Consider the following 19,421-nt stretch of genomic DNA (forward strand, 5'->3'; position numbering starts at 1 on the left):
TCCAATCCCCGCTCCCGGAGGGTTCTTCCGTGCCGGCTGGAACGCTGTACCGCGGCCGGGAAGGAATGTGGTCCTGGGTGGCTCATCGAGTCACCGGCGTCCTCATCTTCTTCTTCCTGTTCGTACATGTGCTGGACACTGCTCTCGTCCGTGTCTCGCCCGAGGCGTACGACGATGTCGTCGCCACGTACAAAACGCCGATCGTCGCGCTGCTGGAATACGGCCTGGTGGCCGCCATTCTCTTCCACGCGCTCAACGGCCTGCGTGTGATCGCCGTGGACTTCTGGTCCAAGGGCCCGCGCTACCAGAAGCAGATGCTCTGGACCGTGGTGGGCATCTGGTTCGTGCTGATGGTGGGCGCCCTTTACCCGGTGCTCGGCCACGCCGCTCGTGAATTGTTCGGGAGCTGACGCAAGACATGTCCGCTGACACCTCTTCCGTGATCGGTCCCGTCGAAGGCGAGAGCCAGTACGGCGTGGACAATCCGGCCCCGTACATCGAGGCGCCCCGCAGGCGCACCAAGAAGACCCCGAAGTCCACCCGCGGCAACTTCGAGATGGCCGCATGGCTCTTCATGCGCCTCTCCGGTGTCGTCCTGGTCGTCCTGGTCATCGGTCACCTGCTGATCCAGCTCGTGCTCGACGGCGGCGTCTCCAAGATCGGCTTCGCCTTCGTGGCCGGCCGCTGGGCCTCCCCGTTCTGGCAGGTCTGGGATCTGCTGATGCTGTGGCTGGCGATGCTGCACGGCGCCAATGGCCTGCGTACTGTCATCAATGACTACGCGGAGCGTGCCAACACGCGTCTGTGGCTCAAGGGCCTGCTGTACACCGCCACGGTGTTCACCATCCTTCTGGGCACGCTGGTGATCTTCACCTTCGACCCGAACATCCGCTAAAGCCGGGGCTGACGAGACCAATGAAGATCCACAAGTACGACACCGTCATCGTCGGCGCCGGCGGCGCCGGCATGCGCGCCGCCATCGAGGCGACGAAGCGCAGCCGCACCGCCGTGCTGACCAAGCTGTACCCCACCCGCTCCCACACGGGCGCCGCGCAGGGCGGCATGGCCGCCGCGCTCGCCAATGTGGAGGAGGACAACTGGGAGTGGCACACCTTCGACACGATCAAGGGCGGTGACTACCTGGTCGACCAGGACGCCGCCGAGATCCTGGCGAAGGAGGCCATCGACGCGGTCCTGGACCTGGAGAAGATGGGCCTGCCGTTCAACCGGACCCCGGACGGCACCATCGACCAGCGCCGCTTCGGCGGCCACTCCCGCAACCACGGCGAGGCCCCGGTCCGCCGGTCCTGCTACGCCGCGGACCGCACCGGCCACATGATCCTCCAGACGCTGTACCAGAACTGCGTCAAGGAGGGAGTGGAGTTCTTCAACGAGTTCTACGTCCTGGACCAGCTGATCACCGAGGTCGACGGCGTCAAGAAGTCGGCCGGTGTGGTCGCCTTCGAGCTGGCCACCGGCGAGATCCACATCTTCCAGGCGAAGGCCGTCATCTACGCCTCGGGCGGCACCGGCAAGTTCTTCAAGGTGACCTCGAACGCGCACACGCTCACCGGTGACGGTCAGGCCGCCTGCTACCGCCGCGGTCTGCCGCTGGAGGACATGGAGTTCTTCCAGTTCCACCCGACGGGCATCTGGCGCATGGGCATCCTGCTGACGGAGGGCGCCCGCGGTGAGGGCGGCATCCTCCGCAACAAGGACGGCGAGCGCTTCATGGAGAAGTACGCGCCCGTCATGAAGGACCTCGCGAGTCGTGATGTCGTATCGCGCTCCATCTACACGGAGATCCGCGAGGGCCGCGGCTGCGGTCCCGAGGGCGACCACGTCTACCTGGACCTCACGCACCTTCCGCCGGAGCAGCTGGACGCCAAGCTCCCGGACATCACCGAGTTCGCGCGTACGTACCTCGGCATCGAGCCCTACACGGACCCGATCCCGATCCAGCCGACCGCGCACTACGCCATGGGCGGCATCCCGACGAACGTCGAGGGTGAGGTCCTCTCGGACAACACCACCGTCGTGCCGGGTCTGTACGCCGCCGGTGAGGTCGCCTGCGTCTCGGTCCACGGCGCCAACCGTCTGGGCACCAACTCGCTGCTCGACATCAACGTCTTCGGGCGCCGCGCCGGTATCGCCGCCGCCGCGTACTCCGCGAAGGCCGACTTCGTCGAGCTGCCGGAGAACCCCGCCTCGCTGGTCGAGGAGCAGGTCGAGCGGCTGCGCAGTTCCACGGGCAAGGAGCGGGTCGCGGACATCCGCCGCGAGCTGCAGGAGACCATGGACGCCAACGTCATGGTGTTCCGCACCGAGCAGACGATCAAGACCGCGGTCGAGAAGATCGGCGAGCTGCGCGACCGCTACAAGCACGTGTCCATCCAGGACAAGGGCAAGCGTTTCAACACGGACCTGCTGGAGGCCGTCGAGCTGGGCAACCTGCTCGACCTGGCCGAGGTCATGGCCGTCTCGGCGCTCGCCCGCAAGGAGTCCCGCGGCGGTCACTACCGCGAGGACTTCCCGAACCGCGACGACGTCAACTTCATGCGCCACACCATGGCGTACCGCGAGGTGGGCGACGACGGCGCCGAGTCGATCCGGCTCGACTACAAGCCGGTCGTCCAGACCCGCTACCAGCCGATGGAGCGTAAGTACTGATGGCTACACCGACGATGGACAAGCTGGAGGCACTGGAGGCGGACTCCACCTCCTCGCACCTCATCACGGTCACGTTCCGGATCCGCCGCTTCAACCCGGAGGTCTCCGCCGAGGCCGAGTGGCAGGACTTCCAGATCGAGATCGACCCGAAGGAGCGTGTACTCGACGGTCTCCACAAGATCAAGTGGGATGTCGACGGCTCGCTCACCTTCCGGCGCTCCTGCGCGCACGGCATCTGCGGCTCCGACGCGATGCGGATCAACGGCAGGAACAGGCTCGCCTGCAAGACGCTGATCAAGGACATCAACCCGCAGAAGCCCATCACGGTCGAGGCCATCAAGGGCCTGACGGTCCTCAAGGACCTGGTCGTGGACATGGACCCGTTCTTCCAGGCGTACCGCGACGTGATGCCGTTCCTCATCACGAAGGGGAACGAGCCGACGCGTGAGCGGCTGCAGAGTGCCGAGGACCGCGAGCGCTTCGACGACACCACCAAGTGCATCCTGTGCGCCGCGTGCACGTCGTCGTGCCCGGTGTTCTGGAACGACGGCCAGTACTTCGGCCCGGCCGCGATCGTCAACGCGCACCGCTTCATCTTCGACTCGCGGGACGAGGCCGGGGAGCAGCGCCTGGAGATCCTCAACGACAAGGACGGCGTGTGGCGTTGCCGCACGACGTTCAACTGCACGGACGCCTGCCCGCGCGGTATCGAGGTCACCAAGGCGATCCAGGAAGTGAAGCGCGCGCTGATCACGCGTCGCTTCTGAGCCCACGCCACACAGAAGGACCCGTCTCCCGCCCTCCCGGGAGGCGGGTCCTTTTCGTGCGGGCTTCACCACACGCCGGGATACCTGGCAGGATCGGAGCGGTCTGACATGAACAGCAGGGAAGCGGGGACGAGATGAGCGAGCCGAATCCGTACGCGGACGGAGAGCCCGAGTACAAGTGGGGGCCGGCACAGCCGCCGGGAGGAACGCCGGCCTACGGCTACCCCAACCCGACGCAGCCCGGGTACGGCTACCCCGACCAGTCTCCTTCGTACTCCCAGACTCAGCCCGCCCTGCCCATACCGGCATCGGGTCCGCCCGCTCCGATGGGCGGCGCTCCCCTGGTGTCGATCGGTGACATCACGGTCATGGGCGACTCGATCGTGACGCCGGCGGGCACGCTCCCTCTGCGGGGCTCGGTGTGGAACGCCACCGACATGTCGCGTACGGAGGAGAAGATCCCGACGCACGCCATCATCCTGGCGGTCATCTTCTTCCTCTTCTGTCTGCTGGGCCTGCTCTTCCTCCTCATGAAGGAGAAGAAGACCACGGGCTTCATCCAGGTCACGGTGACGAGCGGCGGCAAGCACCACTCGACGATGATCCCGGCGCAGGGGCCCGAGACCTTCCAGATGGTGATGGGGCAGATCAACTACGCCCGGTCGCTCAGCAGCATGTAGTCAGGGGCGGGACGCGCGGGGCTGGCGACCGCACCGGGTTCTGGTCGGCCGGCCCGCTGAGTCGGGGAGCGGTCGGGCCGGGAGTACAGCGCGCGGCGCGACCGGGACCCGGCCGTCGGGGGTGCCGGCCGGTGGGCAAACCGGGCCGGGTGGGCGACCGGCCCGGACGGTGATCCCGGGTCCATCAGTCGATGATGCCCGCCCGGCGGGCCGCGACGAGCCAGGCGGGGAACTCCGAGAGGAGCCTGTCGTACAGCTCGGGGTCCGAGGTCCCGGCGATGTCGTCGACGGCGAAGAAGCCGACGTTGTCGACCCGGCGGCCGGGGAGCGTGTCGAAGTGCTCCAGGACGCCGTAGTTCGACCGGCCGAGGCCCACGAACTGCCAGAACAGCGGCTCCTCGACGGCCTCCCGCAGCTCGCGTTCGATCTCGTTGTTGCGGTAGACGCCGCCGTCGGAGAAGAAGAGCACGAGCGTGGGGGCCTGCGCCGGGTTCTGGCGCACATACGCGCGGACTTCGGCGATGACCTTCTGTTCCTCGTTCTGGATGCCGACGAGCCGCATGTCGACCTGGTCGGGCAGCTGACCCTTCCTCGGCTTCTTCGGGCGGCCGAAGAGGCTGATCTCGCCGCCGCGGACGTGCAGGCTCAGCCACTCGGGCAGTTCGCCCAGGGTCAGGTCGGGCAGCCTCGCGGGGTGCGTGGCGAACGTCCATGCCTGCATCTCGCCGTCGTCGTCCAGTTGGGCGGCCACCGCGGCCATCCGTTCCACCACGTCGGCGACCACACCCCGCGTGTACAGCGCGGCCATGGAGCCGGAGGCGTCGAGGACCAGGATCACCCGGGCCGTGACCCCCACCGCTCCGTGTTTGCGCAGGCTGACGGCGACCTGTTCCTTGCGCAGTGACAGGCGTTCGCGCATGTCGACGGGGAGGCGCTCCTCGCCCTTGGCCGGGCGCATGTTCGGCAGGGGGGTGGTGGCCGCGGGCGGCGGCGCGTCGTCCACGGTGATGCCGAAGTCGGTGGCGAGCCCGGCCAGTCCGGCCGCGTATCCCTGTCCGACGGCACGGAACTTCCACTGGCCCGCGCGCCGGTACAGCTCTCCGCCGACGAAGGCCGTCTCGGTGGTGGCCGTCATGTCGAAGCGGGCCAGCTCCTCTCCCCGGACCGACTCCAGCAGCCGCAGCCGCAGTCGGCGAAGGTCACCGAAGGTGCCACCGTCGGAGGATGCGCAGAGGATGACCCGCTCGATACTCGGTTCGAGGGTGCCCAGGTTGACTTCGACGGTATCGGCGCCGGGCTGTTTGCCGAGGTGGCGGACGGCTCCCGAGGAGTGGCGCGGCTGGTTGTAGAAGACGAAGTCTCCGTCGTCGCGCACGCGCCCGTTGGCCGTGAGCAGCAGCGCCGAGGCGTCCGCGTCCGGTCCGTCCTGGCCCGGCGCCCAGCTGAGTTCGGCGCGCACGGCGGTGGCGGCGACCGGCACGTTGGCGCCCTTGCTGAGGGATACGGATGCCATCGGGCCAGTGTGGCCGGTCAGGGGGCCCCTGGGGAGACCGGTCGCTCGAAAAGGGTCTCCAGGGAGACCGTTGCCTGTGGGCGTGCGCCCGCGACGGATCCGCGGAGCCTGCCCGGGGACGGCGGCGGTGCCGGGAGTACGGCACTTCGGCGCCACCGCCCCCCGCCGCGGAAGAGCCTGCCCGCGAGGTGACTTGAACATGTTCAAAAGAGGGTCTACAGTCCATGACACCAGCTTTTGAACACGTTCAAGGGGAGGGTGGGGGATGGACCTCACTGTTGTCGCCTATGTCGTCTACCTGCTGATCAGCGTGGCGCTCACCATCTGGGTGGCGCGGACCCTGAGCCGCAACGGCCGGATCTTCATCGCGAGCGTCCTGCAGGGGGACGAGAAGCTCGCCGACGCCGTCAACCACCTTCTGGTGGTCGGCTTCTACCTGGTGAACCTCGGGTTCGTCGCCCTCTACCTCAAGGCGGCGGAAGCCGTCGAGAACGCCCGCGGGCTCTTCGAGGCCCTCTCGGTCAAGCTCGGCGTCGTCCTGCTCGTCCTCGGCGTGATGCACCTCGGCAACGTCTGGGTGCTCAACAAGATCCGCCGGCGCAGCGTGATGGAGCGTGGGCAGGTGCCGCCGGTCGGGCCGCAGGGCTGGACCAACCAGGCGGGCCCCGGCCCGTGGGCCGCCCCCGGCGTCGGTCCCGCGGGAGCGTGAACGCCATGGGCACCCCGGTCCGTTCGCTGACCGTCCTGTACGACGCCCGGTGCCCCCTCTGCGTGCACCTGCGGAACTGGCTGCTGCGCCAGCCGCAGCTCGTACCACTGGACCTGGTGCCCGCCGGCTCGGACGAGGCGCGACACCGGTATCCGCACCTCGACCACGCCATGACCCTGCGGGAGATCACCGTCATCGGGGACCTTGGCCAGATCTACACCGGGCCCGCCGCCTGGATCGTCTGCCTCTGGGCCCTGGCCGAGTACCGTCCGAAGGCCCACTGGCTCGCCACCCCCGCAGGGCAGCCGTTCGTCCGCGTCACCATGCTCGCCGCCGCCAAGTACCGCCAGGCGGCGGGGGGCGGGGCCATCGGGACGCCCTGCGACGACCGGTGCTCCGTCCCCGGTTAGGCTCGGACACCGTGACTGAGGCAAAGGCCCCCAAGAGCGAGCAGACGCGCACGCTGATTCTCGAGACCGCGCTCCGGCTCTTCCAGGAGCGCGGCTACGACAAGACGACGATGCGGGCCATCGCCAAGGAGGCCGGGGTCTCCGTGGGCAACGCCTACTACTACTTCTCCTCCAAGGAACATCTCGTCCAGGGCTTCTACGACCGGATCGCCGCCGAGCACCAGGCGGCGGTCCGGCCGATGCTCGACCGGGAGACCGATCTGGAGGCCCGGCTCGCCGGGGTGCTGCTGGCATGGCTGGACATCGCCGCCCCGTACCACGAGTTCGCGGCCCAGTTCTTCAAGAACGCGGCCGACCCGGAGAGCCCGCTCAGCCCCTTCTCGCCCGAGTCGGAACACGCCCGCGAGTCGGCCATCGCCGTCCACCGGGAGGTGCTCGCCGGATCCAAGGCCAAGGTGGCCGAAGAACTGGCCGACATCCTGCCCGAGTTGATGTGGCTCTCCCAGATGGGGCTCGTCCTGTACTGGGTCTTCGACCGCTCGGAGGGCAGGGAGCGCAGCAGACGGCTGGCCGAGCGCGGCGCGCGGCTCACCACGCGCGGTGTCGCACTCGCCCGCTTCCGGGTGCTGCGCCCGCTCGTATGCGAGGTGCACGAGCTATTCAGGGACTTCCTGCCCGGGATGGCGGAGACGGTCGCCTCCCGCAAGAAGTAGCGGGGACGGCCGCCCATGGAAAGCAGGAGCGGGGACGGCCGCTCAAGCCGCTCAATGTCTCAGCCGTCCGGGCCCTCTGGGACATCTGGGCCTCAGATCCGGCCGAGCTCCCACAGCCGCCAGACACCGGTGCCGTCCGACAGATACTGCGCGCCGGTGACGTCCTCACCGCTGAGGACGTAGTCCTTCTTCTGCCACAGCGGCAGCAGCGGCACATCCTCGGCGATCTCGTCCTGCAGTGCCTTGAAGTCCTTCATGGCGCGGGGGCGTTCGCTGTACTGCTGCGTGGAGGCGATCAACTGGTCGACCTCCTTGCTCCGATAGCCGTTGTGGAGGGTGGAGCCGGTGCCGACGAGGGGCTGGCTGAAGCTGTCCGGGTCGGGGAAGTCCGGGAGCCAGCCCACGGTGTACGCGTCGTACCTGCCGGCCGCGTATCCCTTCTGGAAGAGCTTCCAGTCCTCCGCCAGGACCTTGACCTTGAACAGCCCGGTCGCCTCCAGTTGACGGCGCAGCTCGGCCGCCTCCTGCGCGGGGCCGCCGTCGTCCCGGTGCCCCAGCGTGAAGCTCACCGGCGTCCTGATCCCGGCGTCGTCGAGCAGTTCCCGGGCGCGGGCCGCGCTGGGCCTCGGATAGGCGTCGAAGAAGGAGTTGCTGTGCGCGAGGGTGCCCTGCGGGATCAGGGAGTACAGCGGCTCCACGGTGGAGTGGTAGACCTCGGTGACCACCTCGGGGCGGTCGACGACGGAGGCGACCGCCTGCCGTACGGCCTTCTTCGCCATCGGCGAGCCGGGCCGTACGTTGAAGACGAGGTTGCGGATCTCCGCACTGTCCGACTCGCTGACCCGTACGCCCGACGTGCCCGGGTCGAGACCGGCGAGCAGCTTCGGCGGCAGCTCGCGGTGGGTGACGTCGACCCGGCCCGCCTTCCAGGCCGCGGCGAGCTCGTCGGACGCCTTGAACCAGCGGATCTCCACCGGCTCGCCGGTCCTGGTGAGCGCCCCCTTGTACGCGGGGTTGGGCACCAGCCTGGCGCGGACACCCGGTTCGTACTCCTTGAGCAGATACGGTCCCGAACCGTCCACGGCGGGGCCCTCGCGCAGGCGCTTGTCCGGGTACTGCGTGCGGTCGACGATCGAGCCCGCGCCGGTGGCGACCTTCTGCGGGAAGGTCGCGTCCCGGCTTCTGAGGTTGAAGGTGACGATCCGGCCCTTGGCGTCGACGCTGCTGAGCGTGCCGAAGAGGGGCTGCGGGCCGACGTCCGTCGTGATGCGGAGCATGCGTTCGAAGGAGTACTTGACGTCCTCGCCGGTGATCTTGCGGCCGTTGGCGAAGGTGAGGTCGTCGCGTAATTCGCACCGGTACGTCTGGAGCTGCATCCCCACGAACCCGCAGCCGGTCGCGGCGTCGGGGACGGGTGTGACGCCGCCGGGCTTGAAGGTGAGGAGCGACTGGTAGACGTTGCTGTACAGCGCCCAGGAGCCGGCGTCGTAGGCTCCCGCCGGGTCCAGCGAGGTGACCTGGTCCGTCGTGCCGACCGTGACCGGGTCGCCGCTGACGGCGTCGGAGGGCAGTAACTGCCAGCCGCCGCCGACGGCGGCGGCCAGGACCACCGCACAAGTGACGAGCACCCGCGGACGGATCGACCGCATTGTCCAGCCCCCTTCACGCCGACCCCTGATCGTGATGTGTCGTCAGCCAATCACAGAGCGTGCGGCGGAAGGGAAGAGTCCGGACGCTCACAGACAACCGTGGCCCCAGCGATGCCTGGACTACGCCTGGACTATTCCTGCGCTATGCCTGGCGCGAAGCGAGCTGTACGACGGTGATGTCGGAGGGCGCTCCGACACGCACCGGCGGGCCCCAGGCGCCCGCTCCACGCGATACGTACAACTGGGTGTCGCCGTAGCGTTCGAGCCCGGCGACTGTGGGGTTGGCGAGCTCGGCGACGAAATTGCCGGGCCAGAGCTGGCCGCCGTGGGTGTGGCCGGAGAGCTGGAGGTCGACGCCGTGCTCGACGGCGTCGTCGATGACGACGGGCTGGTGCGCGAGGAGCAGGGAGGCACGGGTACGGTCCCGGTCGCCGAGCGCCTTGCCGAAGTCGGGGCCCTCGCCCTCGCTCTCGCCCGCGACGTCGTTGACCCCGGCGAGATCGAAGCCGGCGATCTCGACGCGCTCGTTCTGGAGGGGGTGGAGTCCCAGTTCGCGGACGTGATCGACCCAGGCATCCGCGCCCGAGAAGTACTCGTGATTGCCGGTCACGAAGAATTGGCCGAAGGGCGCGCGCAGGCGGGAGAGCGGCTCGGCGGCGGGGCCGAGGTCGGCGACGCTGCCGTCGACGAGGTCCCCGACGACCGCGACCAGGTCCGGGGAGGTGGCGTTGATGGTGTCGACGATCCGCGTGGTGTGGGCACGGCCGAGGATCGGACCGAGGTGGATGTCGCTGACGACGGCGATCCGGAACCCGTGGGCGGAGCGCGGAAGCTTGGCGAGCGGCACGGTGATCCGCTTCACCCGGGGGCCGCGGAGGACTCCGTACGTTCCGTACCCGACGGTCCCGAGTGCGACGGCCGCGGCACTGCCCCCGACGATCCGCGCGACGAACAGCCTCCGCGAGAGCGCGGCTTGCCCGGGTGTGTTCCCGGGCACGTCGGAGGCCGGTTTCACCGGTGCCCGTACGGCCGCGCCCGTTCCGGCCGGTGGCGTGTCGCTCGGGGCGGTCTCGGCGCCGCCGGGGGTCCCGGGCGCCTGCCCGCCACTCGGCGCAACGGGCGGGGCGGGGGTGAGCACCCGTCCCAGCAGAGGCCGGACGGCCTCCCCGACGAGCAGCGCCAGCACCAGGTACAGCAGTACGGCCAACCAGAGATACCCCGGCCACGCCACCATCTGCTGGACCAGGAACGGCGCTCCCGCCCGCCCGGAGACGAGCGCGGCCACCGAGAGCAGCGGTAGCACCCACACGGCGACGGTGCCCGCCCTGCGCGCAGCCGTGCCGGGTGCCGTCGTGTCACGGACGAGGCGCCGCCAGACGTACCAGTGCGCCCCCGCGAGCACGGCGAGGACCGCGGCCACCACGAGCAGAACGATCACCAGCACGGAGCGTGCTCCTATTCGTTGTTCGCTGCGTGGCGCAAAGCGCGAACGCCGCGCAACCCGATACCGCCGACGGCCGTCCCCAGAAGAAAGGACGTAATGGCGAGCAGCAGATGGACCCAGAAGTACCCGGTCGGGTCACCCGCGTCGTCGAAGGCGAGCCCGCTGCCGTCCTTCCACAGGTTCTTGACGAAAGTGATCCAGATGAACCAGCTCCACACCCCGAAGGCGAGCAGGAACCAGGAGACGGGGCGGCTGAGCTTCATGTACTCAGTATCGCCGCTGCCCTCGGGCCGGGTCCTGCGGGGTGGCCGGGGCGCCGGGATCGCCCACGGTGGGCTGTCTCGGGGTACCTCTCGGCGGGTCATTGGACTGATGAGCATATTTTCTTCAAGGCCCTGTACGTTCTCGTCCGTGTCTGCTCTGAAGAAGACCGCGTTGACGGTCACCGCCGCCGCGTTGTTGCCCGCCCTCGCCATCGCACCCGCATGGGCGGACACCCATGACGACAAGGGCGGCAAGAAACAGCCGAACCCGCCGGCCTCCATGTCCACGGTCGGCGGCGCCCTGCTCGGGAAGGCGGGCACCCAGGTCAGCCTCGGGCCCGGCGTGCCTGTCCTGCCCAAGGACCTGAGCGGCCGTTCCTGGATCGTCGCGGACGCGGAGAGCGGCGATGTGCTGGCCTCACACAACGCCCACTGGCGGCTGCCCCCGGCGTCCACGCTCAAGATGCTGTTCGCGGACACCGTCCTCCCCCGCCTGCCCCAGACCCAGGTCCACCTGGTCACCGAGCCCGAACTCGCGAAGGTCGGCGAGGGCAGCAGTCTGGTCGGGGTCAAGGAGAACCAGACGTACTCCGTCCACGACCTGTGGCTCGGCGTGTTCCTGCGCTCCGGCAACGACGCCGTGCACGTGCTCTCCGAGATGAACGGCGGCGTCCCCAAGACCGTCCAGGACATGCAGGCACACGCCGAGGAGCTCCAGGCCCTCGACACCCATGTCGTCTCTCCCGACGGCTACGACGCCGACGGCCAGGTCTCCTCCGCGTACGACCTCACCCTCATCGCGCGCAGCGGCATGCAGAAGAAGGACTTCCGGGAGTACTGCTCCACGGCCAGCGCCAAGTTCCCCGGCGAGAAGGTACCGGGCAAGCAGCGCGGCTACTTCGAGATCCAGAACACCAACCGGCTGCTCACCGGGGACTACGGCATCTCCCCCTACAAGGGCATCGCCGGCGTCAAGAACGGCAACACCACCCACGCCGGCGCCACCTTCACAGGGGTCGCCGAGCGGAACGGCAAGGTGCTGCTGGTCACCGTCATGAACCCCGACTCGGGCGAGAGCCACGCCGTCTACAAAGAGGCGGGCCGCCTCCTCGACTGGGGTTTCGCCGCGGCCGGGAAGGTGAAGCCGGTCGGTGAGCTGGTGGCACCGGCGTCCGCGACTCCCCCCGTGTCCAAGGGCAACGAGCCGGCCAAGAACGGCGCTCCGGCGAAGACCGCCACGAAGAAGAAGAGCTCCGGCGGCATCGGTACCGCCCTCGGCATCACGGGCGGAGTGCTGGTGGTGCTCGCGGCAGCGGTCTACCTGGTCAACCGTCGCTGGCCGCTCCGCCACCGCTAGTGCCGGGGCTTCCGGGCCGCCCGGCGGACGGTTCGTCCCCCGGGCCGTCGGCCGGAACGGACGTCTCCTCGCTCTGCGTCGCCGTCCAGGCGGCGCAGAACAGCAGCAGTTTCGCCGTGAAGTTGATCCACAACAGCAGGGCGACCGGGACGCCGAACGCCCCGTACATGCTCTTGGAGGCGACGTCCCTCATATAGCCGCCGAGCAGCAGCTTCAGCAGTTCGAAGCCGACCGCTCCGAGCAGCCCCGCCACCACCAGGCGGCGGCGCGGCGGCTCCACGCCCGGTAGCAGCGTCAGCAGGTACAGCAGCATCAGGAAGTCGGCGGCCACGCCGATCGCGAGGCCCGCGGCCTGGAGCAGTACGCCCTCGGCCCCGCCCTCGTCGAGGCGGACTCGTTCGGCGCTCCATCCGACGGCGGTCGAGCCGAGGCCGGAAGCGGCGATCGAGGCGAGCGCGGTGGCGCCGAGCCCCAGCAGGACGATGCCGTCCTTGAGCTTGCGCACGATCGGGTTGCCCTCGTCCTGGTCGTCCAGATCCCAGACGGCGCGCAGACAGTCCCGCATGGAGCCGACCCAGCCGATGCCGGTGAACAGCAGCAGCGCGCCGGCGATGAGGCCCACCGTGCCCGCGTTGGCGACCAGGGAGTTGACGTCGAGCTGGTCGGAGATGCCCGGCACCTGCTCGGTGATCTTGTCCTCCAGCTTGGCCAGCTGCTCCTTGTCGAGCAGTGCGGCCCCCACCGCGGCGGCGACGGTGATCAGCGGGAAGAGCGCGAGAAAGCTGATGAAGGTGATCGCCGCGGCGAGCCGCGTCCAGTGGGCCCGGTCGAGCGTCTCGTACGAACGCCAGGCGTGGGTGTGCGTCATCCGCTCGACGAGGGGGCCGATGACGGGGAGCTTGGTCAGCCAGTCCATGGCGTACGCCTACCCTCCACACGGAAGACCAGCGTCCGGGTACCCCAGAATCGCAGGCAGGTGGCGAGGAACATGCCGACGCCGAGCCCGGAGACCGTGTCCGCGCGGGGTGAGGTGAGTCCCAGGCCGTGGTGCGAGATGCCGAGACAGAGCAGTTGCACGACCGCTCCCGCGAGGTTGACCGCGAAGAAGACGGCGTACTCCCGCAGACCGACGCCGCGGCGGCGGTAGGTCCCGAGCGCGTTGCCGAGATACGCGACGGTGCACCCGGCAAGGAACGAGAGCGCCTTCGCCCCGAGCGGCTCCCACCCCAGCGATCCGCGCAGCCAGAGGAAGGCCGCGACGTCGGTGGCGTAGGCGCAGCCTCCGACCAGGGCGAAGGAGACCACCTCCGGCCAGGGGATACGTCCGGACCGCAGGACACGCCCCCGCCGGAGCACGCGCCCAGGCCGCAGGACGTGCCCCCGGAGCACGCGCCCTGCCCTCTCGCCGCGCCGCGGGCTCACAGGTCGGCGACCGCCAGTCCGTACATCGCCACCCACACCAGCCCGATGACGGCCAGCGCCCGGTCCCGCAGCACCACGTCCTCGGGAGCGCCGGCCGCGCCCCGGTCGGCGAAGACGGCATAGCGCAGTACCGCCAGGATGAAGGCGATCATCGACAGCTGCCGCCAGGGAAGCAGAGCCTGGGCGGCCACTCCGCCGCTCTCCAGGGCCCACAGACAGTAGGCGAGTACGGCGACTCCGGCCGCGAGTTGCCAGACGAAGCGCAGATAGCCGGTCGAGTACTCGTTGAGCAGGGCCCGGGTCGCGCCCTGTGCCTCCTCCATCTGGACGGCTTCGGAGTAGCGCTTCGCCGCCACCATGAACAGCGCGCCGAAGCCGGTCGTGATCAGGAACCAGCGGGAGAGCGGGATGCCGAGCGCCACCCCGCCGATCATCGCCCGCATCAGGAACCCGGTGGTGACGACGGCGAGATCGACGACGAGGACGTGCTTGAGCCAGACGCAGTAGGCCAGTTGCATGGACAGATACGCGGTCAGCAGTGCGCCGGTCATGGGGTTGCTCAGGGCCGCTGCCCCGGCGACGGCGGCGGCGGCGAGGACACCGCCCGCGGTGTACGCCAGGGACACGGGGACTTCCCCGGCGGCGACGGGCCGGCGGCATTTGACCGGGTGCGCCCGGTCGGCCTCCGCGTCGCGGGCGTCATTGATCAGATAGACGGCCGCTGCCGCGGCGGTGAACAGGACGAAGACGATGGCCAGTTGGAGCGCGGTGTGCCGGGAGGCGAGGTCTCCGGCGGCGGCGGGCGCGGCCACGACCAGGACGTTCTTGACCCACTGGCGCGGGCGGGCGGTCCGGAGCAGGCCGGCTGGCAGGCTCCCCCGCCGGGGCGGGGCGGTCCGCGGGGGCCGTTCCGGGCGCTCAAGCAGCGCGGCCCCGCGCTCAGCCATGCCGTCCCCCTCCTGCCGAGAGGTCCGCGAGGGGACGGGTCATCCATGCCACGCCGAGGCCCGCGGTAAGACCGCCGAGTGCGGCCCCCGCGGCGACGTCCGTGGGGTAGTGGACACCGACGACGATCCGGGACACGCACATCACGGCGGCCAGTGGCGGCACGATCCGGTGCCCGGCCGGGCAGAGCGCGCCGAAGGCGACGGCCGCCGCCGCGGCCGATGTGGCGTGCGAGCTCGGGAAGGAGTGGCGGCTCGCGGCGCGGACGAGGGGCTCGTGGGAGGCGAGACGGGGGCGGGGGCGGCGCACGGCCCGCTTGATGCCCATGCTCGCCAGATGCGCTGCGGCGACCAGGGCGGTGGCCCGCAGCCAGGCTCCGCGCCGCTCACGGTCGGCCGCGGCGCCGGCGAGCCCGGCGGCCAGCCAGAGCGCACCGTGCTCGCCGGTGCGGGAGAGTGCTCGGGCGGCCGTGGCGATGCGCGGGTGTCCGCCGCAGTCGCGCATCGCCGCCAGCAGCCGCCGGTCGGCCGCCGCGCAGTCGACGTATCTCATTCGCCACCCCTTCTCATGAGCCAGGGGCGACTCTTCTCGGCGACCGGCCGACTTTCACGTCATTCTTTGATGACACTCGTTTAATCACCCATTCCGGCGAGTCTCATGACGCACCACCTAATTGGGGCATAAGCGGCTATACGGTCGCTTTTATGGTTGCCGACACCTCCATCACCGACGCCGGCGGTTCGGGGTTCCCCTTCGTGCCCGTCACCGGCTGGGGGCGCACGGCCCCCACGCACGCCCGCATGCTGCGCCCGCGCACCGCCGAGGAGGCGGCGTCCGCGGTACGGGACTGGGGCGCTCGCGGCGGTATCGCACGCGGCCTCGGCCGGGCGTACGGAGACGCCGCACAGAACGCCGGCGGATCCGTCCTCGACATGACGGCCCTCGACCGCATCCGCACCATCGACGCCGAGACGGGCACGCTCGTGTGCGACGCGGGCGTGAGCCTGCACCGGCTGATGGAAGTACTGCTCCCGCTCGGCTGGTTCGTGCCGGTCAGCCCCGGCACCCGCCAGGTCACGGTCGGCGGGGCGTTCGCCGCCGACATCCACGGCAAGAACCACCACGTCTGCGGCTCCTTCTCCCGCCATGTGAGCGCCCTGGAGCTGCTGACGGCGGACGGCCGGATCCGCACGGTTCTGCCCGGCACCGGCCTGTTCGACGCGACGGCCGGCGGCATGGGCCTGACGGGCGTGATCCTCGGCGCGACCGTCAGACTCCACCGGGTCGAGACCTCCTTGATGTCCGTCGACACCGAACGGGCCACGGATCTGGACGACTTGATGTCCAGGCTCGCCGCGACCGACCACCACTACCGGTACTCCGTCGCCTGGATCGACCTCCTCGCGCGAGGCCGTGCGCTGGGGCGCTCGGTCCTCACCCGCGGGGAGCACGCACCACTGGACGCGCTGCCCCCGCGCGCCCGGCGGGACCGGCACGCCCCCCTCGGCTTCCGCCCCGGGCAACTGCCGGCCGCGCCCCGCTTCGTACCGGAGGGCCTGCTCGGACGAACCACGGTCGGGCTCTTCAACGAGCTCTGGTACCGCAGGGCGCCCCGCGCGCGCACCGGTGAGCTCCAGCGGATCTCGACCTTCTTCCACCCGCTGGACGGCGTCCCGCACTGGAACCGGATCTATGGCCGGAGCGGCTTCGTCCAGTACCAGTTCGTCGTCGGGTACGGGCAGGAGGAGGCCCTGCGCCGGATCGTGGGGCGCATCTCGCGGCGCCGCTGCCCGTCGTTCCTCGCGGTCCTGAAACGCTTCGGCGCTGCCGACCCCGGGTGGCTCTCCTTCCCGATGCCCGGCTGGACGCTCGCTCTCGACCTCCCGGCCGGACTGCCCGGACTCGGGGCCTTCCTCGACGAACTGGACGAGGAGGTCGCCGTCGCCGGCGGGCGGGTCTATCTGGCCAAGGACTCCAGGCTGCGGCCCGAACTGCTCGCCGCGATGTATCCACGCCTGCCCGATTTCCGTGCCCTGCGGGCCGAACTCGACCCGCAGGGAGTCTTCACCTCCGACCTCGCCCGCCGTCTCGCCATCTGAGGAGCCCCTGCCATGAAGGACGCCTTCGGCACCCCGCAGTCCCTGCTCGTTCTCGGCGGTACGTCCGAGATCGGGCTGGCCACGGCCCGCCTGCTGATCGCCCGCCGCACCCGCACGGTCTGGCTGGCCGGCCGCGACACACCGGCCCTGGAGGAGGCGGCCACCGATCTGCGTGCTCTCGGCGCCGATGTCCGCACCGTCCCCTTCGACGCCCTGGACCGCGCCGCCCACGCGGAGGTGCTGGGCAAGGTCTTCACCGAGGGCGACATCGACATGGTGCTGCTGGCCTTCGGGGTTCTCGGGGACCAGGCGAACGACGAGGCCGACCCGCCCGCCGCCGTGCGGGTCGCCCAGACCAACTACACGGGTGCGGTCTCGGCCGGTCTGGTGTGCGCGGCGGCCCTCCAGAACCAGGGGCACGGCTCGCTGGTCGTGCTCTCCTCGGTCGCGGGCGAGCGCGCCCGCCGGTCGAACTTCATCTACGGCTCCAGCAAGGCCGGCCTGGACGCCTTCGCCCAGGGCCTGGGCGACGCGATGGACGGCACAGGAGTGCACGTGATGGTCGTACGGCCCGGCTTCGTGCGGACGAAGATGACGGCGGGACTGCCCGACGCCCCGCTCGCCACCACCCCCGATGCGGTCGCCGCGGCCATTGAACAAGGACTGCGGCGCAGGTCGGAGACGGTGTGGGTGCCGGGTACGCTCCGCGTGGTGATGTCGGCGCTACGGCATGTGCCGCGCCCGCTGTTCCGCAGACTGGCGCTCTGACGGCGGTGCTCCGAAGCGGCGGGCGCTCCGGGCACGGGCGCCACGGCGGGCAGCCGCTGGCTCCGCGGGCAGGCGCTGCGACAGGCAGAGCGGGGCGCCGGCGGGTCAGGAGGTCGCGGCCGGCTCGTCGACCGGGGCGCCCTGGGCGGGAACGGCCGCGATGCCGCCCCCGAAGGCGTACTCGTGGAGCTTGCGCCACACGCCGTCCGCGCCCTGCTCGTACAGCGCGAAGGAGGCGCAGGTCCAGGCCGCCTCGAACGCCGACAGCTCCTCGTACGCCCGGTCCATCGCCTCCTCGGCGATACCGTGCGCCACGGTCACATGCGGGTGGTACGGGAACTGCAGCTCACGCACCAGCGGCCCGGACGCGCCCCGGATCCGCTTCTGCAGCCAGGAGCAGGCCGCCGCGCCCTCGACGACCTGGACGAAGACGACGGGCGAGAGCGGGCGGAACGTCCCGGTGCCGGACAGCCGCATCGGGAACGGGCGGCCGGTCGCGGCGACCGCGGCCAGATGCGCCTCGACCGCGGGCAGGGCCTCGGCCTCGGCCTCGGTGGGCGGCAGGAGGGTGACATGCGTGGGAATCCCGTGCGCGGCGGGATCACCGAAGCCCGTGCGCTGCTGCTGGAGCAGGCTGCCGTAGGGCTCCGGGACCGCGATCGAAACGCCGAGCGTTACGGTCCCCACGTCGTTCTCCTCAGTCGTCGGTAGGTCGTCGGTAGGTCGTCGGCAGGAATGGTGTGCAGCCGCCAGTGTGGCGGCTGCACACCATGTGTGGCCAGAGTCCCTGGACACAGTGCTGATTCCGTGACGACGCGCTACGGAATCGGCACCGATCAGCACGGTCCGGACATCCCGCCCGAAACGTCGTCCGGTGCGTGGTTCAGTGCTTGGCGGGAAGGAACCCGAGCTTGTCGAATGCCGAGGCCAGGGTCTCGGCGGCGACCGCGCGGGCCTTCTCGGCCCCCTTGGCCAGGATCGAGTCCAGCGTCTCGGGGTCGTCCAGATATTCCTGCGTACGGCTCCGGAACGGTGTGACGAAATCCACCACGATGTCGGCGAGGTCCGTCTTCAGCGCGCCGTACATCTTGCCCTCGTACTCCGCCTCCAGCTCGGCGACGGTCTTGCCGGAGAGCGTGGAGTGGATGGTGAGGAGGTTGGACACGCCCGCCTTCTCCACCGGGTCGAAACGGATGACCGTGTCGGTGTCCGTGACGGCGCTCTTGACCTTCTTGGCGGTCGCCTTGGGCTCGTCGAGCAGATTGATCAGGCCCTTGGGGGTGGACGCCGACTTGCTCATCTTGATCGACGGGTCCTGGAGGTCGTAGATCTTCGCGACCTCCTTGACGATGTGCGGCGCCGGGATGGTGAACGTCCGGCCGTAGCGGGTGTTGAAACGCTCGGCGAGGTCACGGGTGAGCTCGATGTGCTGGCGCTGGTCCTCACCGACCGGGACGGCGTTCGCCTGGTAGAGCAGGATGTCCGCGACCTGCAGTATCGGGTACGTGAAGAGACCGACGGTGGCGCGGTCGGTGCCCTGCTTGGCGGACTTGTCCTTGAACTGTGTCATCCGGGAGGCCTCGCCGAAGCCGGTGATGCAGTTCATGATCCAGCCGAGCTGGGCGTGCTCGGGGACGTGGCTCTGGATGAAGAGGGTGCAGCGCTCGGGGTCGAGTCCCGCGGCGAGCAGCTGGGCCGCGGCGAGGCGGGTGTTGGCCCGCAGCTCGGCCGGGTCCTGGGGCACGGTGATCGCGTGCAGATCCACGACCATGTAGAAGGCGTCGTGGGTCTCTTGAAGCGCCACGTACTGGCGGATCGCACCGAGGTAGTTCCCGAGGTGGAACGAGCCTGCGGTGGGCTGGATACCGGAGAGCGCGCGGGGTCGGTCTGAGGCCATGTTCATCATTCTCTCAGGTGTGGAACCGATCTCCGGCCGCCGGTGCATCAACGGAAACACCGTGTGCTCGGCGGTGCGGCTGCGGGCGCTCGCCGGGTGGCCCTGGGGGCCGGTG

21 protein-coding genes are annotated in these 19,421 nt (G+C 69.9%); 11 read left to right on the plus strand and 10 right to left on the minus strand.

The annotated features are described in order from the left end of the window. The first annotated feature begins 29 nt into the window (after positions 1-29). The 5 genes from sdhC (at position 30) to OG293_RS13165 (ending at position 4,117) form a co-directional block, all read left to right on the plus strand. Positions 30-410, plus strand: coding sequence for a succinate dehydrogenase, cytochrome b556 subunit (gene sdhC, locus OG293_RS13145; RefSeq protein WP_405998988.1), 381 nt, complete (start codon positions 30-32; stop codon positions 408-410). 8 nt (positions 411-418) lie between these two features. After that, positions 419-895 carry a succinate dehydrogenase hydrophobic membrane anchor subunit gene (locus OG293_RS13150; RefSeq protein ID WP_405998989.1) on the plus strand — a complete coding sequence of 159 codons (477 nt, stop codon included), beginning with the start codon at positions 419-421 and terminating at the stop codon, positions 893-895. A 20-nt stretch (positions 896-915) separates the two neighbouring features. Then, positions 916-2,670, plus strand: a complete 1,755-nt coding sequence (gene sdhA / locus OG293_RS13155; protein ID WP_405998990.1) for a succinate dehydrogenase flavoprotein subunit — start codon at positions 916-918, stop codon at positions 2,668-2,670. Further along, positions 2,670-3,437: a succinate dehydrogenase iron-sulfur subunit gene (locus tag OG293_RS13160; protein ID WP_405998991.1), complete on the plus strand. Its 768-nt coding sequence runs from the start codon at positions 2,670-2,672 to the stop codon at positions 3,435-3,437. The genes sdhA and OG293_RS13160 overlap by 1 nt, the downstream gene beginning before the upstream one ends. 134 nt (positions 3,438-3,571) lie before the next feature. Further along, positions 3,572-4,117 carry a hypothetical protein gene (locus tag OG293_RS13165; protein ID WP_405998992.1) on the plus strand — a complete coding sequence of 182 codons (546 nt, stop codon included), beginning with the start codon at positions 3,572-3,574 and terminating at the stop codon, positions 4,115-4,117. Positions 4,118-4,301: 184 nt separating this feature from the next. On the opposite strand, the gene OG293_RS13170 is transcribed toward OG293_RS13165, so the two are convergent. Further along, positions 4,302-5,630, minus strand: coding sequence for a VWA domain-containing protein (locus OG293_RS13170; RefSeq protein ID WP_405998993.1), 1,329 nt, complete (start codon positions 5,628-5,630; stop codon positions 4,302-4,304). Positions 5,631-5,895: 265 nt separating this feature from the next. On the opposite strand from OG293_RS13170, the gene OG293_RS13175 reads away from it, so the two are divergent. Genes OG293_RS13175 through OG293_RS13185 form a run of 3 tightly spaced genes read left to right on the plus strand, consistent with a single transcriptional unit; the run spans position 5,896 to position 7,462 of the window. Next, positions 5,896-6,339, plus strand: coding sequence for a hypothetical protein (locus OG293_RS13175; protein ID WP_405998994.1), 444 nt, complete (start codon positions 5,896-5,898; stop codon positions 6,337-6,339). A 5-nt stretch (positions 6,340-6,344) separates the two neighbouring features. After that, the gene (locus OG293_RS13180) at positions 6,345-6,749 is read left to right on the plus strand and encodes a thiol-disulfide oxidoreductase DCC family protein (RefSeq protein WP_405998995.1); all 405 of its coding nucleotides are present in this window, start codon (positions 6,345-6,347) and stop codon (positions 6,747-6,749) included. 11 nt (positions 6,750-6,760) lie between these two features. Next, positions 6,761-7,462: a TetR family transcriptional regulator gene (locus tag OG293_RS13185; protein WP_405998996.1), complete on the plus strand. Its 702-nt coding sequence runs from the start codon at positions 6,761-6,763 to the stop codon at positions 7,460-7,462. Between the two features lie 92 nt (positions 7,463-7,554). Here OG293_RS13185 and OG293_RS13190 read toward each other — a convergent pair whose 3' ends face one another. The 3 genes from OG293_RS13190 to OG293_RS13200 all read right to left on the minus strand — a co-directional run bounded on the left by OG293_RS13190 (position 7,555) and on the right by OG293_RS13200 (position 10,818). After that, positions 7,555-9,111: an ABC transporter substrate-binding protein gene (locus tag OG293_RS13190; protein ID WP_405998997.1), complete on the minus strand. Its 1,557-nt coding sequence runs from the start codon at positions 9,109-9,111 to the stop codon at positions 7,555-7,557. Positions 9,112-9,253: 142 nt separating this feature from the next. Next, positions 9,254-10,555, minus strand: coding sequence for a metallophosphoesterase (locus OG293_RS13195; RefSeq protein WP_405998998.1), 1,302 nt, complete (start codon positions 10,553-10,555; stop codon positions 9,254-9,256). Positions 10,556-10,566: 11 nt separating this feature from the next. Further along, a complete protein-coding gene (locus tag OG293_RS13200) occupies positions 10,567-10,818 on the minus strand; it encodes an SCO4848 family membrane protein (protein ID WP_405998999.1) in 252 nt (83 codons plus the stop codon). Between the two features lie 148 nt (positions 10,819-10,966). Here OG293_RS13200 and OG293_RS13205 point away from each other — a divergent pair, with 148 nt between their 5' ends. Next, the gene (locus OG293_RS13205) at positions 10,967-12,175 is read left to right on the plus strand and encodes a D-alanyl-D-alanine carboxypeptidase family protein (RefSeq protein WP_405999000.1); all 1,209 of its coding nucleotides are present in this window, start codon (positions 10,967-10,969) and stop codon (positions 12,173-12,175) included. On the opposite strand, the gene OG293_RS13210 is transcribed toward OG293_RS13205, so the two are convergent. The 4 genes from OG293_RS13210 to OG293_RS13225 form a co-directional block, all read right to left on the minus strand. Continuing rightward, complete coding sequence (locus tag OG293_RS13210) at positions 12,144-13,091, minus strand: YihY/virulence factor BrkB family protein (RefSeq protein ID WP_405999001.1); 948 nt, start codon at positions 13,089-13,091, stop codon at positions 12,144-12,146. The two genes, OG293_RS13205 and OG293_RS13210, sit on opposite strands and share 32 nt — an antisense overlap. Next, positions 13,079-13,531, minus strand: coding sequence for a GtrA family protein (locus OG293_RS13215; RefSeq protein WP_405999002.1), 453 nt, complete (start codon positions 13,529-13,531; stop codon positions 13,079-13,081). The genes OG293_RS13210 and OG293_RS13215 overlap by 13 nt, the downstream gene beginning before the upstream one ends. Before the next feature lie 62 nt (positions 13,532-13,593). After that, positions 13,594-14,544 carry a decaprenyl-phosphate phosphoribosyltransferase gene (locus OG293_RS13220; RefSeq protein ID WP_405999003.1) on the minus strand — a complete coding sequence of 317 codons (951 nt, stop codon included), beginning with the start codon at positions 14,542-14,544 and terminating at the stop codon, positions 13,594-13,596. Beyond that, positions 14,537-15,094, minus strand: a complete 558-nt coding sequence (locus OG293_RS13225; protein WP_405999004.1) for a phosphatase PAP2 family protein — start codon at positions 15,092-15,094, stop codon at positions 14,537-14,539. Before OG293_RS13225 ends, OG293_RS13220 begins: the two co-directional genes overlap by 8 nt. Positions 15,095-15,246: 152 nt before the next feature. On the opposite strand from OG293_RS13225, the gene OG293_RS13230 reads away from it, so the two are divergent. Both OG293_RS13230 and OG293_RS13235 read left to right on the plus strand, forming a co-directional pair. After that, a complete protein-coding gene (locus tag OG293_RS13230) occupies positions 15,247-16,641 on the plus strand; it encodes an FAD-binding protein (RefSeq protein WP_405999005.1) in 1,395 nt (464 codons plus the stop codon). Between the two features lie 12 nt (positions 16,642-16,653). Further along, the gene (locus tag OG293_RS13235; RefSeq protein ID WP_405999006.1) at positions 16,654-17,409 is read left to right on the plus strand and encodes a decaprenylphospho-beta-D-erythro-pentofuranosid-2-ulose 2-reductase; all 756 of its coding nucleotides are present in this window, start codon (positions 16,654-16,656) and stop codon (positions 17,407-17,409) included. 105 nt (positions 17,410-17,514) lie between these two features. On the opposite strand, the gene OG293_RS13240 is transcribed toward OG293_RS13235, so the two are convergent. Together OG293_RS13240 and trpS are read right to left on the minus strand one after the other, a co-directional pair. Then, a complete protein-coding gene (locus OG293_RS13240; RefSeq protein WP_405999007.1) occupies positions 17,515-18,096 on the minus strand; it encodes a 2'-5' RNA ligase family protein in 582 nt (193 codons plus the stop codon). Positions 18,097-18,292: 196 nt separating this feature from the next. Beyond that, positions 18,293-19,306 carry a tryptophan--tRNA ligase gene (trpS, locus tag OG293_RS13245; RefSeq protein WP_405999008.1) on the minus strand — a complete coding sequence of 338 codons (1,014 nt, stop codon included), beginning with the start codon at positions 19,304-19,306 and terminating at the stop codon, positions 18,293-18,295. Between the last annotated feature and the right edge of the window lie 115 nt (positions 19,307-19,421).

The organism is Streptomyces sp. NBC_00829 (assembly GCF_045161795.1).
Classification (GTDB): Bacteria; Actinomycetota; Actinomycetes; order Streptomycetales; family Streptomycetaceae; genus Streptomyces.

Excerpts from the sequence above, each read along its gene's own strand:
- OG293_RS13190 (WP_405998997.1), bottom strand. The coding sequence starts at position 9,111 with ATGCGGTCGATCCGTCCGCGGGTGCTCGTCACTTGTGCGGTGGTCCTG.
- OG293_RS13170 (WP_405998993.1), bottom strand. The coding sequence starts at position 5,630 with ATGGCATCCGTATCCCTCAGCAAGGGCGCCAACGTGCCGGTCGCCGCC.
- trpS (WP_405999008.1), bottom strand. The coding sequence starts at position 19,306 with ATGGCCTCAGACCGACCCCGCGCGCTCTCCGGTATCCAGCCCACCGCA.
- OG293_RS13220 (WP_405999003.1), bottom strand. The coding sequence starts at position 14,544 with ATGGCTGAGCGCGGGGCCGCGCTGCTTGAGCGCCCGGAACGGCCCCCG.
- OG293_RS13165 (WP_405998992.1), top strand. The coding sequence starts at position 3,572 with ATGAGCGAGCCGAATCCGTACGCGGACGGAGAGCCCGAGTACAAGTGG.
- OG293_RS13235 (WP_405999006.1), top strand. The coding sequence starts at position 16,654 with ATGAAGGACGCCTTCGGCACCCCGCAGTCCCTGCTCGTTCTCGGCGGT.
- OG293_RS13210 (WP_405999001.1), bottom strand. The coding sequence starts at position 13,091 with ATGGACTGGCTGACCAAGCTCCCCGTCATCGGCCCCCTCGTCGAGCGG.
- OG293_RS13225 (WP_405999004.1), bottom strand. The coding sequence starts at position 15,094 with ATGAGATACGTCGACTGCGCGGCGGCCGACCGGCGGCTGCTGGCGGCG.
- OG293_RS13180 (WP_405998995.1), top strand. The coding sequence starts at position 6,345 with ATGGGCACCCCGGTCCGTTCGCTGACCGTCCTGTACGACGCCCGGTGC.
- OG293_RS13175 (WP_405998994.1), top strand. The coding sequence starts at position 5,896 with ATGGACCTCACTGTTGTCGCCTATGTCGTCTACCTGCTGATCAGCGTG.
- OG293_RS13150 (WP_405998989.1), top strand. The coding sequence starts at position 419 with ATGTCCGCTGACACCTCTTCCGTGATCGGTCCCGTCGAAGGCGAGAGC.
- OG293_RS13200 (WP_405998999.1), bottom strand. The coding sequence starts at position 10,818 with ATGAAGCTCAGCCGCCCCGTCTCCTGGTTCCTGCTCGCCTTCGGGGTG.
- OG293_RS13160 (WP_405998991.1), top strand. The coding sequence starts at position 2,670 with ATGGCTACACCGACGATGGACAAGCTGGAGGCACTGGAGGCGGACTCC.
- OG293_RS13230 (WP_405999005.1), top strand. The coding sequence starts at position 15,247 with ATGGTTGCCGACACCTCCATCACCGACGCCGGCGGTTCGGGGTTCCCC.
- sdhA (WP_405998990.1), top strand. The coding sequence starts at position 916 with ATGAAGATCCACAAGTACGACACCGTCATCGTCGGCGCCGGCGGCGCC.